Source organism: Virgibacillus xinjiangensis, assembly GCF_042643145.1.
In the GTDB taxonomy this organism is placed as follows: Bacteria; Bacillota; Bacilli; order Bacillales; family Amphibacillaceae; genus Virgibacillus_O; species Virgibacillus_O xinjiangensis.
The window spans coordinates 26,230-39,516 of the sequence record NZ_JBHRSA010000058.1; the positions used below are offsets into that span (position 1 = coordinate 26,230).

13 protein-coding genes are annotated in these 13,287 nt (G+C 46.9%); 8 read left to right on the forward strand and 5 right to left on the reverse strand.

The genetic code is table 11. From position 1 onward, the window contains the following. Positions 1 to 58 precede the first annotated feature (58 nt). Positions 59 to 847: a carbon-nitrogen family hydrolase gene (locus ACFOGI_RS16230; RefSeq protein ID WP_390274865.1), complete on the reverse strand. Its 789-nt coding sequence runs from the start codon at positions 845 to 847 to the stop codon at positions 59 to 61. A gap of 178 nt (positions 848 to 1,025) precedes the next feature. After that, entirely contained in the window at positions 1,026 to 1,832 is an 807-nt protein-coding gene (gene coaW, locus ACFOGI_RS16235; RefSeq protein ID WP_390274867.1) for a type II pantothenate kinase, read from the reverse strand. 265 nt (positions 1,833 to 2,097) lie between these two features. Here coaW and ACFOGI_RS16240 point away from each other — a divergent pair, with 265 nt between their 5' ends. After that, positions 2,098 to 2,742 (forward strand): 5-bromo-4-chloroindolyl phosphate hydrolysis family protein, encoded by a 645-nt coding sequence (locus ACFOGI_RS16240; RefSeq protein WP_390274869.1) that lies wholly within the window; start codon positions 2,098 to 2,100, stop codon positions 2,740 to 2,742. Next, positions 2,739 to 3,905 (forward strand): toxic anion resistance protein, encoded by a 1,167-nt coding sequence (locus ACFOGI_RS16245; protein WP_390274871.1) that lies wholly within the window; start codon positions 2,739 to 2,741, stop codon positions 3,903 to 3,905. Before ACFOGI_RS16240 ends, ACFOGI_RS16245 begins: the two co-directional genes overlap by 4 nt. Positions 3,906 to 3,982: 77 nt before the next feature. On the opposite strand, the gene ACFOGI_RS16250 is transcribed toward ACFOGI_RS16245, so the two are convergent. Both ACFOGI_RS16250 and ACFOGI_RS16800 read right to left on the reverse strand, forming a co-directional pair. After that, positions 3,983 to 4,375, reverse strand: coding sequence for a YidH family protein (locus ACFOGI_RS16250; protein WP_390274873.1), 393 nt, complete (start codon positions 4,373 to 4,375; stop codon positions 3,983 to 3,985). Between the two features lie 202 nt (positions 4,376 to 4,577). Then, positions 4,578 to 5,957, reverse strand: a complete 1,380-nt coding sequence (locus ACFOGI_RS16800; protein ID WP_449366819.1) for a tetratricopeptide repeat protein — start codon at positions 5,955 to 5,957, stop codon at positions 4,578 to 4,580. Positions 5,958 to 6,076: 119 nt separating this feature from the next. On the opposite strand from ACFOGI_RS16800, the gene ACFOGI_RS16255 reads away from it, so the two are divergent. Beyond that, entirely contained in the window at positions 6,077 to 6,931 is an 855-nt protein-coding gene (locus ACFOGI_RS16255; RefSeq protein ID WP_390274875.1) for a Cof-type HAD-IIB family hydrolase, read from the forward strand. A gap of 32 nt (positions 6,932 to 6,963) precedes the next feature. Here the strand turns inward: ACFOGI_RS16255 and ACFOGI_RS16260 are convergent, their stop codons facing one another. After that, positions 6,964 to 8,277 carry an FAD-binding oxidoreductase gene (locus tag ACFOGI_RS16260; protein ID WP_390274877.1) on the reverse strand — a complete coding sequence of 438 codons (1,314 nt, stop codon included), beginning with the start codon at positions 8,275 to 8,277 and terminating at the stop codon, positions 6,964 to 6,966. Between the two features lie 197 nt (positions 8,278 to 8,474). On the opposite strand from ACFOGI_RS16260, the gene ACFOGI_RS16265 reads away from it, so the two are divergent. From ACFOGI_RS16265 to ACFOGI_RS16285, 5 genes are all read left to right on the forward strand, one after another. Continuing rightward, positions 8,475 to 9,122: a GntR family transcriptional regulator gene (locus tag ACFOGI_RS16265; protein WP_390274879.1), complete on the forward strand. Its 648-nt coding sequence runs from the start codon at positions 8,475 to 8,477 to the stop codon at positions 9,120 to 9,122. 93 nt (positions 9,123 to 9,215) lie between these two features. After that, a complete protein-coding gene (locus ACFOGI_RS16270) occupies positions 9,216 to 10,247 on the forward strand; it encodes a DctP family TRAP transporter solute-binding subunit (RefSeq protein ID WP_390274881.1) in 1,032 nt (343 codons plus the stop codon). Positions 10,248 to 10,306: 59 nt separating this feature from the next. Continuing rightward, positions 10,307 to 10,801, forward strand: coding sequence for a TRAP transporter small permease (locus ACFOGI_RS16275; protein ID WP_390274884.1), 495 nt, complete (start codon positions 10,307 to 10,309; stop codon positions 10,799 to 10,801). Further along, positions 10,798 to 12,081 (forward strand): TRAP transporter large permease, encoded by a 1,284-nt coding sequence (locus tag ACFOGI_RS16280; protein WP_390274887.1) that lies wholly within the window; start codon positions 10,798 to 10,800, stop codon positions 12,079 to 12,081. Before ACFOGI_RS16275 ends, ACFOGI_RS16280 begins: the two co-directional genes overlap by 4 nt. Positions 12,082 to 12,106: 25 nt before the next feature. Further along, positions 12,107 to 13,285 carry an aminotransferase class I/II-fold pyridoxal phosphate-dependent enzyme gene (locus tag ACFOGI_RS16285; RefSeq protein WP_390274889.1) on the forward strand — a complete coding sequence of 393 codons (1,179 nt, stop codon included), beginning with the start codon at positions 12,107 to 12,109 and terminating at the stop codon, positions 13,283 to 13,285. Positions 13,286 to 13,287: the final 2 nt, after the last annotated feature.

Consider the following 13,287-nt stretch of genomic DNA (forward strand, 5'->3'; position numbering starts at 1 on the left):
ACGGTGTACATGGTTCTTTTCACTTTCTATCATCATTCCTTTCAGGGGGGACTTGCCGTCAGTCATACATCTCTGGCACACGGCTATCGAATACAGGTACATCCTCCCTGATTTTTTCGACGGATGAAAGGTCCAGTTCTGCTCTGAGGGTCTCTATTCCGCTGTTGCTTCCAACAGCAAGTTCATTGCCCCACGGATCGGTGACCATCGAGTTCCCTGCAAAATCAGTTCCTTCGTGGGAGCCGACTACATTGCAGGAGACGACGAAGAATTGATTTTCAATCGCTCGTGCCAGTTGGAGGTACTTCCAGTGATCCGTTCTCGCTGATGGCCATTCCGCTACAATGTGCAGCACCTGTGCATCCAATAATGCCAGCTGACGTGCAAGCTCCGGGAAGCGGAGGTCATAGCAGATGATCAGTCCCATTTTCACGCCATCCAGTTCAAATGTCTGCACTTTTTCCCGTCCACCTGCCAAGTACTTCGGTTCATTCAACATCGGGACAAGGTGGATTTTATCATACTGATAGACCCGTTCCCCCGCACGATTGAAGACAAGGTTGGTGTTATAGAATCGACCGTCTTTTTTATTGCCAATGGAACCGCCGATGATATTGACCTGATGCTTTTTCGCCAACTCGCTCAGAAAAGATGCACTTGGTTCTTCCTTACGATCCGCCGTCTCTTCCAGCTTATCCAGCGCATATCCGGTATTCCACATTTCAGGAAGGACAAGTGTATCAGGATCCCCCCGCTTAACCGTCTCTGTCACCCACTCTTCTACACGGCGACGGTTCTCCTCAGGATCTGCCGCCACCACTTCCATCTGATAGATTGCGTATTTCATAAACCATCCGCCTTTCCATTCAATTGTTCAAGTAACTATGTAATAGTATCTTACTCGGGCGTCAATGCACCGCACTCGTGCCGCAACACGCTCACTCGGGCCCCAGCACCCGCCACTCGTGCCGCAACGCCGCATACTCGGGCGTCAATGCACCGCACTCGTGCGCCGCCAGCCCGACTTACACCAGCAAGCATCCGATAGCACCGGCATGTCCGCCGCGGTCAAGAAAGACCGGATCATATGGCAGCATGTCCTGAAATCCCGAGAGAACATTCTTCAGCGGGATGTTCCCGTTAAGCGTGCTGCCGGTGAAGACGATGGTTTCAACTTCCTGAGCGGCCGCTGCCTGGCCGGCGAGCATGATGAGCGTCTCTCCGACAAACTGGGTCAAACTGGCCATATGATCTGCAGGTGTGGCATCTTCCATGATATGCGCCTTGCCGAAATTAGCTGCGGTCAGTTCCCCGGAAATAGGCGGTGCCTCTCCACCGGAATAGATATCCTTGACCAATAAATCATTCCTGCTTCTGTCACCGTCTTTCGCAAGTTTCACCAGTTCCGGAAACTTCCGCTCACCCGTCAGCCGGATACTCAACCCATACCAGGTTCCGCCACCGATTCCACTGCCAAGCAGCCGTTCATAGCTATCAGGGGTCACCCGGAATATGGAAGTTCCGGTCCCGATGCTGACCAGGATGAAGTCTTTTATGGCATCCAGCTTCTCTTCTGTCAGCAAGTAGCGTGTTCCATCTGTCAATGCGGTGAATTCATCAACAGTTTCCACCTGGTGACCGGAATTCTCTTTGATTAGGCTGCTGTTCCCTCCGGTCACTACCAACCGGGTCTCGGGAAAGGTGAACTGCAGCCAGTGTAGGAGGCGTTCCATCTGCCCATTCGGGTAGGTTTTGACATGGATTCGCTCCTTTTCTTCATAGGCTACCTTTGTCAGTGTTCCTCCTGCATCAATGCCGATTCGGACAGCCATCATTCCACCTCCATGAAGAGTATAGTGGTCCATTCAGTTATTATCCATTTTAAAGGAATTTTCCGGATATTTATATGTTTTTCTCTGTCTGTTTCCGGAAAAACTGGATATAAGCTCGTACTGAGAAATTTGTTGGGGCTTTCGTCGGTTTGTTTTATAATAGAAGTGAAACCTTTTCCCTGTTTGCTCCGTATGAATAGGGGAAGAGGAAATTAAAGGAGAACACACCTACGTGTTTTATATACCCCACGGGAGTGAAGCGAAAATGAAGGCATTTTTCCAGTTTATGCTCCGTTCCACATTTGCCGCGTCTGCTGCGGTTCTCACTGCTCTGATCAGTTTCTTCGGCTTTGAGGCTGCAATGCTGATGTCAGGGGCATACGGGTTACTAGGCGGCGGAACCGCCTATCTGTCAGCCAAACAAATCACCGATTACCGCGGATTGAAGCGGCAAGGTCTGAGCCGGAAGGAATATAAATATATCAAAGAGAATTTGAAGGAAGCCAAACCGAAAATAGCAAGACTGCAACGGTCGCTTAAAAGTGTGCGCAGCATTGGACAGGCTAAGGAAAACTTGGAAATCCTCCTCACCGTCCGCAAGATCTATTCCAATACGAAGAAAGAGCCGAGACGCTTCTACCAGGCTGAATCATTCTTTTATAAGCACCTGGATTCCCTCGTTGCTTTAACGGAAAAATATGCCTATCTATCCTCCCAGCCGGCAAAATCGAGGGAGATGGTTCAATCGTTGAAGGAGACGCGCCGAACGGTTAGGGAGATGGGAGAGATGGTGAAAAAGGATTTGCATGTCATGCTGGATGATGATATGGATACATTGAATTTCGAACTCGATGTCGCCAGACAATCCTATAAACAGGTGAAGAAAAACGATAGGAGGGTGCTTAAATGAATCAGCCGGATAACAATAGAAGAGAGTCGCCAGAGATGGAGGACTTGCTCGCAAACCCTTTTGGAGCACAGGATGCTTCGGAGGATATCAGCACAAATGAACTGCAGGAGGACAAGCCTGCAAAACTGATGGACAGGCTGCCGGAAGAAAGCAAAGAAAAGGCACGCCAGATGGCACGGCAGATCGATCCGAACAACTATCAGGCCATCACCCAGTACGGGACAGAAGCACAGTCCAAACTGCTGGACTTCTCCCATGCGATGCTGGAACACGTCCAACAAAATGATGCCGGGGAAGTCGGCAGGATACTAGAAGATCTGATGAAACGGCTGGAACAAGTGAACCCAGATGAACTGCAGCCGGAAAAACGCGGGATTCTGGCTCGCATGTTTGGCAAAGTCTCAGGTTCTATTAATGAAATTCTTTCGAAATACCAGAAGACAGGTGCACAAATCGACCGGATCAGTGTGAAATTGGATCATCACAAAAGTACACTGACCAAGGATAATGAAATGCTCCAGCAGGTATTTGAGAAGAACAAGGACTATTTTGATGCCTTGAATATCTATATTGCGGCTGGTGAGTTGAAACTGGAGGAATTGGAAACCGAACTGATTCCCGAATTGAAACGGAAAGCAGACCATACCGGCAATCAGATGGATGTCCAGGCAGTCAATGACATGATGCAGTTTGCCGAGCGCCTGGATAAGCGGATGCATGACCTCAAGCTGAGCCGTCAAATCACGACCCAGAGTGCCCCGCAAATCCGATTGATCCAAAACACCAACCAGGCATTGGTAGAGAAAATCCAATCGTCCATTTTGACTGCCATTCCATTATGGAAAAATCAGATTGCCATTGCTATGACACTTCTTCGCCAGCGCAATGCTGTGGAGGCACAGAAGCAAGTTTCCAAGACGACCAATGAACTGCTTGTCAAAAACTCGGAAATGCTGAAAAGCAATTCAATCGAGACTGCCAAGGAAAATGAACGAGGGTTGGTCGACATTGATACATTGAAACAGACACAGGAAAATCTGATGTCTACCATTGAAGAAACCTTGCAAATCCAGTCGGAAGGTCGTCAAAAACGCAATGAGGCTGAAAAAGAGCTGCTCGGTATGGAGAATGAATTAAAAAATAAACTATTGGAATTGAAGTAACTTCATCCAAAACCATCCATCCTGTTCAGTACCATTTCACAAATTTAGTCGCCCAACTTCACCGAGTTGGGCGTCTTTCAATTCAACATCAAAAAATAAGCCGCAAATATCAAGGCAATAATAATTATCAATATGCCAGTCAGGACAAGGGTCTTCTTCGAGCTGTGGAATGTCTGGTCATTGATGGATTTCGCTTTTTTAATATATCCGAGCAAAGCGAGCACGATTGTAAACATGCCAAAACTGACAGAAGCCAGTCCGATGATGTTTGCCAACATATCTGTTCTTGGGGAATGTTGAACATCTGTCGCATAATGCATATTTGTGACCAGAAAACCGACCCCTATGATTGCTATGGCTGTTCGCAGCCAAGCCAAGTATGTACGTTCATTTGCCAGATGCTGTTGGATATACTTTGATTCCGAAGATTGTCCTTCTCTATTGGTCTGTTTTGTTTTCTGGCTTTTCATCCTATCACCTCTATATTTGAGAAAGCGTATAGCCAATAACGCTGATTTAGAACGGTTATTAACTTCGTAAAATAATGGTGCGTTAACCATTATTCCTTTAATGTCTCAAAATCATTATCCTTTATTATTCGACTCCTAGATCATTACGATACTTATCTCCTTATGATTAAAGAAAGCGGGCGAGAATGAACCCCATCCCTGACTATTTCTGTATCTGCCCCAGTAGCTGTTGATAGGCAGATGCTTCTTCTTTTTCACCTTTTTCCATACATATTTTCACTAAGTGGTGGACCGGATTGGGGTCTTTCGGGTACAGTTCCATCACCCAGGTAAAGCAATCCATTGCGTGATCTAACTGGCGGAAATGAAGGTATAATTCCCCAAGGTCATATTGCCGGTCCGGATCTTCCTCCAATTCCTGCATTCTCTTTAATTTTTGGATAGTCGTGATCTGATGGTCGGCCCGTTGAATCGGTTCCAGCCAATCAAGGATCTCGGTAGGGGAGTGATTTTCTAAAAATGTTGTGACTAACGGAGAAACCAATTGTTCCAGCAAATGGGGATCATGCGCACTTATCTCCAAAAGCCGGCTGCTGGGATGGCTTAGAATAGATAGAAGCACTTCATCATCTGCTTGTTCAAGTGCCTTAATAAGGAGAGGGATATGTTCTTGTTGGATGGGAATGTCGGTGGTCATCACATAATGGACGATTGTGTCAGGGGTGCCTGTTGTAAACAGGGAGCACGACAACTGCTCTGCCACTGCAGGGTGGGCACATGACTGATACAGGTCCATTACAATCTCCAGTTGCTGTGCTTCCGTAAAATGCTCAGTCAAATCCTGTACAGTAGAAAAGTTATCTTCAGAGAACTGGGTGCGGAGTAAGTGAATCCTTACAGCAAGTTCATCAATTCGGCGATTCTGCTGCTTATAGTAGAACAAGAGCTTTTCAGCCTTTCCAGCATCGGACATCCCATCAAAGCAGATGGCTTCGTACTGGAACGGATCCTTATCTGCAATCTTATCTAAATCATGATACATCTTTTCATAGGGTTTGAAAGCTAATTTATGGATCATATCCGAAGCAAATTTATCATTCGGGTCCCTTTGGACACTTAACAGGAGAACCTGGTAGGCCTTCAAGACTTGGCCTTTGCGTTGATAATGATAGAATGCTTCCTTGAGAAGGGAGCTGACTTCGCTGTCAGGTAAAAAGGTGTCGGAGAATGTGGCAATCAGAGCCGTTTCGATATGGGAGCGTGTTTCCTTGAGTTTTTCAAAACATAAGTGGGAGGGGATAAAGGGGTAGATGTTCCGTTTATGGAGCAGTTCGGCAGTAAGCGGATGAGAACCATCCAGATGGATGCCATGTTTCCATGTGCGATGAATATGGCTTCCCAGCTTGATGTGATCAGCAGATGCACCATGTAGAAATTGATCCTTATAAAACAATAAATAGTAATACCTTCCATTTCTATCAACTGCTTCTACCACTTTACTTTGTCTATAGTGAATCATTCGCTTGGCGATTAATGGAAATTCCTTCTTATTGACCTTTACTTGCATGGTTTGATCTGTCATTGTCCATTCCCCCTTTATTATTTATCCTATCATAAATGATCAATCACTATCATTCCATACAAGCCCTCAGGGATCTTTTGCGTTATAATCGGAAGATGAGTAAAGAGAGGTGGTATAGTATGCAATTGATTGCGATAGATTTGGACGGTACCCTGCTTTCCAGTGACGGAACGATCAGTACGGGTAACCGGCAAGCGATCCGGGATGCTCAGAGTCTAGGGCATATTGTGGTGATTTCCTCGGGGCGTTCGTTACATGATACAAAAGAACTTCTCGACCATGCAGGTCTGGATTGTCCAATTATCACTGGTAATGGAGCAGTAGCCTTTCATTCTGGTGAAGTGATCCAACACCTGCAGCTCCCGGTACATATTTCAGAGGAAATGATGGAGCTTGCAGAAAGATACCATCTCTATTATGAAGTCTATACCAATGAAGGAGTGTATATCGAAGAGAATGGCAGGAACTTCCTGGAACAGGAGGCTCGTCAGCTTTATGAAAAGACGGGAAAACCTGAACCGGACGAAGCGGCATATATCATTGATACCCAGCACAAGCAACGGGGGCTTTCCTATGTCCCTAATTACCGAAGCATCGATTATGATAACTTGGGAGTCTATAAAATCTTCGTCCTGACTTTTGACCCGGAAAAACTGAAAAATTTGAGGCAGGAGTTGTCCGGCCGGGTGGATATCTCCATCACTACGTCGGGTGTGCAGAAATTGGAGGTCGGCAACCCGCAATCAACTAAAGGTAATGCCTTGTCATTCATTGCTGATTACTTTGGTGTATCTCCAAGCGAAACGGTTGCTATTGGTGATAACTTGAATGATCTGTCGATGTTTGAAGTGGCCGGTACTTCCATTGCCATGGAGAATGCGGAATTGGAAGTGAAGGAAGCGGCAGACCATATGACCAAAGACCACAATCAGGATGGGGTGGCCTACGGGCTGTACAAATGGGTACTTACCTAAAAGCATGGGGCAGAGCACCCATGCTTTTACATTTATTCAAAGATCTTCCCCGGATTGAGGAGTCCTTCAGGATCCAACAATCCCTTCATTTCCTTCATTACTTCAAGTGCAGGACCATGCTCTTTCTTCTGAAACTTCCTCTTGCCTATACCGACCCCGTGTTCACCTGTACAGGTGCCACCGACCTCGATTGCTCTGATTGTCAATTTTTCGAGTATTTGTTCCGCTGCTTCCTGCTCCTCTGATATTTTTGGGTCGTACACGATCAACGTATGAAAATTTCCGTCCCCGACATGCCCAAAGATACCTGCCTTCATACCGGCTCTCTCGGCCAACTCCCTAGAATAGTCGATGAGATCGGGCAGATGGGAAATCGGTACACAAACATCCCCGCCGAGCACCTCTTTCCCGACAGTATGACGATAGGCATAGGAAAGTTCATGGCGGGCTTTCCATAGCAGAGCCCTCTCTTTGGAGTCCTCCGCGGTCTCCCAGTCACCGCAGCCGGCATCCGCCATCAATTCTTCTACTAATCCTGCCTGATGAACCACTGCCTTCCTTTCTCCTGCAAACTCCAAGAATAAGGAATGCTTCTCTGGAAAGTGGTAGTCACCAAACCGGTTCACTTCACACACACTTACTGCATCGACCAGTTCCATCCGCATGACAGGAATATCATGCAACAGCACCAATCTGGCTGCTTCTGCACAGGCCTTTGGGGTAGGGAAGGTGCATCTTGCTGAAACAGTATGTTCGGGAATGCCGTGAAGTTGCAGCGTTATTTCTGACACAATGCCCAATGTACCTTCTGATCCTGCTAGCAGCCCATTCAAGTTATAGCCGGATGAGGACTTCTTTGCCCGGCTGCCGGTATGAATGACTCTGCCATCGGCCAGTACAACTTCCAGGTCGAGAATCTGATCACGCATCGACCCATATCTGACTGCGGTCGTACCGCTTGCATTGGTGGAAACCATTCCACCGATTGATGCGTCGGCTCCCGGATCGATCGGGAACATCAACCCATGCTTATTGATGAAATGATTCAATTCCTTACGAGTCACTCCGGGGGCCACGGTTACTGTGAAGTCCTCCGGAGAAAAATCAATAATCTGCTTCATCCGCTCCGTATTCAAGACGATGCCTCCAGAAACTGGGATACTCCCCCCCTCAAGACCACTGCCTGCACCGAATGTTGTAACCGGAACTCTTTGCTGACGGGCTGTTTGCAGAATGCGTTCGATATCTTCGCGGTTTTCTGGAAAACAGACGATCGATGGATCTGCTGAAGGGTGGCAGGACTCATCCCGGCTGTGGCGGCTCAGCTCTGTGTCGTTTGTACTCACTTTGTCTGTGCCTATTATCCGTTTAAGTTTTTCTATAATGCGTAGGACCCCCTTTTGATATAATATAAATATTTATACAACAAAATCGATATTTATGCAGCAAATTTCGTCAAAATGTAAAGTTTTTATTTACAAATACTGTATCATAGTTTAAAGTTAGTGTATACAGTATACAGAAAATTACGAGGAGAGTGATTATGGGGAAAATTAAACAGGCGGAATCCCTTGCTGATCAGGCTTATCACTTGTTAAGAAACGAAATCATCTCCGGAGAGTTGCTGCCGGAAGAGGACCTGCCGGAAGAAAGGCTCGCTAAAGAACTGGGCATCAGCAGAACGCCGTTAAGGGACGCCCTGCGTAGACTGGAGATGGATGGCCTCGTCGATTTGAGGAAAGGAAAATCTGCGAGAGTGGCTTCTTTCACCATGGAAGATTCTTTACAATCAATGGAAATCCGGCGACTACTGGAAATACATAACATCGAGAAAACCGCCGCCAGATTCAATGAAGAAACAATGGCTAGTGTCCAAGCAATCATGGCTGCGCAATGGAAGGCCGTTGAACAGGAGGATTACCATACGTTCATTGAATTGGACAGGGAATTCCATTTGATGCTGGCTGCCCCTAATCCGAACAACAAGCTGAAAGAATTGATTTATCAAATGAACACAGGTGCCTATCGGGCATTCCTGATTTTATCCAATACACTGCATGAGAGTGCCGGATTGGCCTGTGAGGAACATGAAGATATCATAAAGGCACTGGCAAAACAGGATATTTCCTTGGCGGTGAAGCAAATGTCTGTCCATATGGAAAACATCGAAACCCGTATTTTGGCAAGATAAATGTCCAATCGACATGAAAGCACTTTATAAGGAGAACACGGCATGCTGCAGTTGCTCAGGCCGAATGTTCCATAAAAATTCAGGAGGCATACTATGAAGAAACTATTATTGATGCTGTTAGCAGGAATATTATTACTTTCGGCATGCGGTCGGCCGTCAGGCGGAGAGTCCGCTAGTGGGGAGGAAGGCAGTGAAGGGAGTTCCGAACAGTATACCATCAGGATTCCCCACCTAGTATCCGAAGAACAGTCCTCCCATATTGCTGCCGAGGAGTTCAAAAAGAAGTTGGAAGAAGAATCGGACGGCCGTTTAAAAGTAGAAATCTATCCAAATGGTCAGCTCTTCCCATCAGACAGGGAAGCCATTGAAGCAGTGCAGCTTGGGAATGTGGAAATGACCATCCCAGCGATTGCACCGTTGGCTTCTTTCAACCCAGACTTTTCCGTTTTCGATCTGCCATTCTTATTTGATGATTACGAAGCAGCCTATGCCGCACTTGACGGAGAATTGGGACAAGGACTTCTTGACAGTCTCGAAGAAGAAGGCATGAAAGGCTTGGTATTTGGGGAAAATGGTTTCCGCCATCTATCCAATAATGAAGGGCCGGTCACTTCCCTTGAAGATATCCAGGGGCTTAAAATGCGCACATTGGAAAGCCCGCTGCACACCGACACCTTCAAACAGTTGGGGATGAACGCGTCACCATTCGCTTTCGGTGAATTATACACTGCCTTGCAGCAGGGAACCTATGATGCGATGGAGGCTCCTATATCGCTCTTCTACACCAATAAATTCTATGAAGTTCAGGATTATCTGACACTTACCGGCCATGTCTATCAGGCTACGATTCTACTGATGAACAATGACTTCTATCAAAGCCTTCCGGAGGATCTTCAGAAGCTAGTGATGGAAGCTGCTGAAGAATTCAGGGAGGAGCAGCGTGAACTTGCTCAACAGCAGGACACCGAGTTCCTTGAGGATCTGAAAGAGAACGGCATGGAAGTTAATGAGCTTACAGAAGAACAGCGTCAGGAATTCATTGATGCCGTTCAACCTGTCTATGAAAAATATGAAGAAGAAATCGGACAGGATTTGATTGAACAAGCCCAGTCCGCAAATGAATAAAAATTGGGGAAACCAAGCCATTGGCTTGGTTTCCCCGTTCCTAAAAGGATGTGAACAGCATGGCGAAGAAGTTCGCTAGATTTGAAGAAATATTCCTGGTCTTTACCCTCGTGGCCATGGTTGCCCTCATTTTCGGCCAAGTGGTCGGCCGCTATATCTTCCAATCAGCTCCCAGCTGGACCGAAGAAATTGCCCGTTACCTGCATATTTTGCAGGTTTGGATCGGAGCAAGTTATGCCGTGAAGCTGCAGGAGCACATCCGTGTCGATGCATTCGTTACAAGGCTATCAGGTAAACCGAGGAAGGTGTTGGAATCTATAAATGTCATCATCTGGTTTAGTCTGGTTCTATTCCTCGCAGTCTTCGGAACACAGCTCGTCCTTCAGACCATCCAATTCGGTCAGGTTTCTCCGGCAATGCAAATACCGATGTGGATTCCTATGGTGGCTGTTCCGCTTGGGTCCATTGGCATGACTATCCGCCTGTTGTATCAGTTGAAAGAGGTTTGGAAGGGAAACTATGGCAAAGAGGATAGTGGGGGGGTTACAATATGAGTGTAGGACTGTTGTTTGGAACATTATTCATCTGTCTGCTGATTGGAGTCCCAATTGCATTTTCCCTTGGCGTCTCCGCATTGGTAGCCATCTACTTCGGTTCCACCCTGCCCCTTGATATTATCGTCCAAAAAGCTTTCACCTCACTCGATTCGTTTCCGTTGCTGGCAATTCCTTTCTTTATGCTTGCCGGGGTACTTATGGGAAAAGGCGGTGTATCCAAGCGGCTATTGGATCTGGCTACTGCCATGGTCGGATGGATGACCGGCGGTTTGTCGATGGTAACCATTGTGGCATGTATGTTTTTCGCGGCCATCTCCGGTTCAGGTCCAGCAACCGTAGCGGCTATAGGTGGTTTTATGATTCCGGCAATGATCGCCAGGAATTATGGCAGCGGTTTTGCCGCAGCTGTACCGGCAGCTGCCGGTTCCATCGGTGTCATCATCCCGCCAAGTATTCCATTTGTCATTTATGGAGTGACTGCCAGCGTATCTGTCGGTGATATGTTCCTTGCGGGCATATTTCCGGGTGTCATCATTACATTGGGATTGATGCTTACCGCTTACATAATTGCCAAGAAGAATGACTATAAGCCGCAGGAAGAGACAAAGGCAACCTTCAAAGATGTGCTCAAGGCCTTCAATGAAGCAAAATGGGCCCTGCTGATACCAGTCATCATCCTTGGGGGGATTTACGGCGGTATTTTCTCCCCGACTGAGGCGGCGGTAGTATCCGTTGTCTATGCGCTGCTCATTGGGGCATTCGTCTATAAAGAGTTGAATTTGCAGAACATATATGAGGCATTCAGGCAAACCATTGTCATCAATGCAACGACCATGATTATCATCGGGTTGTCTGTTTCGTTTGCCTATTTCATGACATTGGAACAAATACCCACACAGATATCGGCTTTTCTGACGGATTTGTCGTCGAGCCCGATTCTCATTTTGCTGGTCATCAATGTACTGTTGCTTGTGACAGGCATGTTCATTGATACCATTTCAGCAGTGGTGATCTTGACCCCTGTATTGCTGCCTGTCGTGACGGAACTTGGAGTGGATCCGGTTCATTTCGGTGTCATTCTGGTAGCCAATCTGGCTATAGGATTTGTTACTCCACCACTGGGTGTGAATCTGTTTGTAGCCTCTACGGTGGGGAAAGTGAAGTTTGAAAAAATTGTTACGGCAGTCATTCCGTTCATCATATCGATGATTATCTGTCTTCTGGTAATCACCTATATCCCAGAACTATCTCTATGGCTGCCGGAGCAGTCCGAGTAACTTTGAAGGAAAGAAGGGGAAACATATGGCATTATCTATTAATCAACAAGCAGAAAAGCTGGTAGTACCAGGGATCAGGCAATTCTCCAACCAGTTGGTGGATTATCCGGAGGCGGTGAATTTGACCATCGGACAGCCGGACTTTCCGACACCGGAATCGGTGAAAAGGGCGGGAGTAAAAGCGATTGAATCTAACCAGACAGGCTACTCGCATAACGCAGGGTTATTGGAACTGCGTCAAGCTGCCTCCAGATTCTTCCTGGATACGTATGGTTTCCGTTATGATCCCGAGACTGAAATAGTCATTACCAATGGCGCCAGTGAAGCATTGGACTCCGTGTTCCGTACGATTCTCTCAGATGGAGATGAAGTCATTCTTACAGCTCCCATCTATACAGCCTACGAGTCGAATATTGAACTTTGCGGGGCAAAGGTTGTATACTTGGATACTTCGGATACGGATTTTCTGCCATCCCCAGAACGTTTGGAAAATATGATAACGCCACGGACAAAAGCTGTTCTGCTCAACTATCCGTCCAATCCGACGGGGGTGACGATACCGCCACAGTTGATGGATCAGCTGGTGGAAGTGCTTGAGAAACATGATATATTTATCGTCAGCGATGAAATCTACAGTGAGAACACCTTTGCCGGACAGCATATGTCCTTCGCGGCCTACCACCAGCTTCGGGACCGTTTCTTTCTTGTTCATGGACTCTCCAAATCCCATTCAATGACCGGTTGGAGAATCGGGTTCCTCCTGGGGCCTGCCCAATGGATGAAACATGTACTGAAGGTTCACTTATATAATTCCATTTGTGCTTCCTTGCCGAGTCAATATGCTGGTATCGAGGCCCTGGATAACTGCCGTGATGTCCCTGCAGCCATGAACAAGGAATATATCAGGAGACGAGATTTTGTCTACCGACGATTGACGGAGATGGGACTGGACGCTGTCAAACCGAACGGTGCTTTCTACATTTTCCCATCCATCGAAAAGTTCGGGATTCCTTCTTTTGAATTCTGTACCAGACTCCTCAAAGAAGCTGGAGTCGCTGCAGTTCCGGGAAGCGCCTTTACTGATTATGGTGAAGGATTCATCCGTATTTCTTATGCTTATTCCATGGACATTCTGGAGGAAGGCATGAATCGTCTGGAGAAGTTTATCGAATCGTTGAGCGGCTCACCCATGGGCAACAGGTAAAA

Excerpts from the sequence above, each read along its gene's own strand:
- ACFOGI_RS16280 (WP_390274887.1), top strand. The coding sequence starts at position 10,798 with ATGAGTGTAGGACTGTTGTTTGGAACATTATTCATCTGTCTGCTGATT.
- ACFOGI_RS16250 (WP_390274873.1), bottom strand. The coding sequence starts at position 4,375 with ATGAAAAGCCAGAAAACAAAACAGACCAATAGAGAAGGACAATCTTCG.
- ACFOGI_RS16230 (WP_390274865.1), bottom strand. The coding sequence starts at position 847 with ATGAAATACGCAATCTATCAGATGGAAGTGGTGGCGGCAGATCCTGAG.
- ACFOGI_RS16275 (WP_390274884.1), top strand. The coding sequence starts at position 10,307 with ATGGCGAAGAAGTTCGCTAGATTTGAAGAAATATTCCTGGTCTTTACC.
- ACFOGI_RS16800 (WP_449366819.1), bottom strand. The coding sequence starts at position 5,957 with ATGACAGATCAAACCATGCAAGTAAAGGTCAATAAGAAGGAATTTCCA.
- ACFOGI_RS16255 (WP_390274875.1), top strand. The coding sequence starts at position 6,077 with ATGCAATTGATTGCGATAGATTTGGACGGTACCCTGCTTTCCAGTGAC.
- coaW (WP_390274867.1), bottom strand. The coding sequence starts at position 1,832 with ATGGCTGTCCGAATCGGCATTGATGCAGGAGGAACACTGACAAAGGTA.
- ACFOGI_RS16240 (WP_390274869.1), top strand. The coding sequence starts at position 2,098 with ATGAAGGCATTTTTCCAGTTTATGCTCCGTTCCACATTTGCCGCGTCT.
- ACFOGI_RS16245 (WP_390274871.1), top strand. The coding sequence starts at position 2,739 with ATGAATCAGCCGGATAACAATAGAAGAGAGTCGCCAGAGATGGAGGAC.
- ACFOGI_RS16265 (WP_390274879.1), top strand. The coding sequence starts at position 8,475 with ATGGGGAAAATTAAACAGGCGGAATCCCTTGCTGATCAGGCTTATCAC.
- ACFOGI_RS16270 (WP_390274881.1), top strand. The coding sequence starts at position 9,216 with ATGAAGAAACTATTATTGATGCTGTTAGCAGGAATATTATTACTTTCG.
- ACFOGI_RS16285 (WP_390274889.1), top strand. The coding sequence starts at position 12,107 with ATGGCATTATCTATTAATCAACAAGCAGAAAAGCTGGTAGTACCAGGG.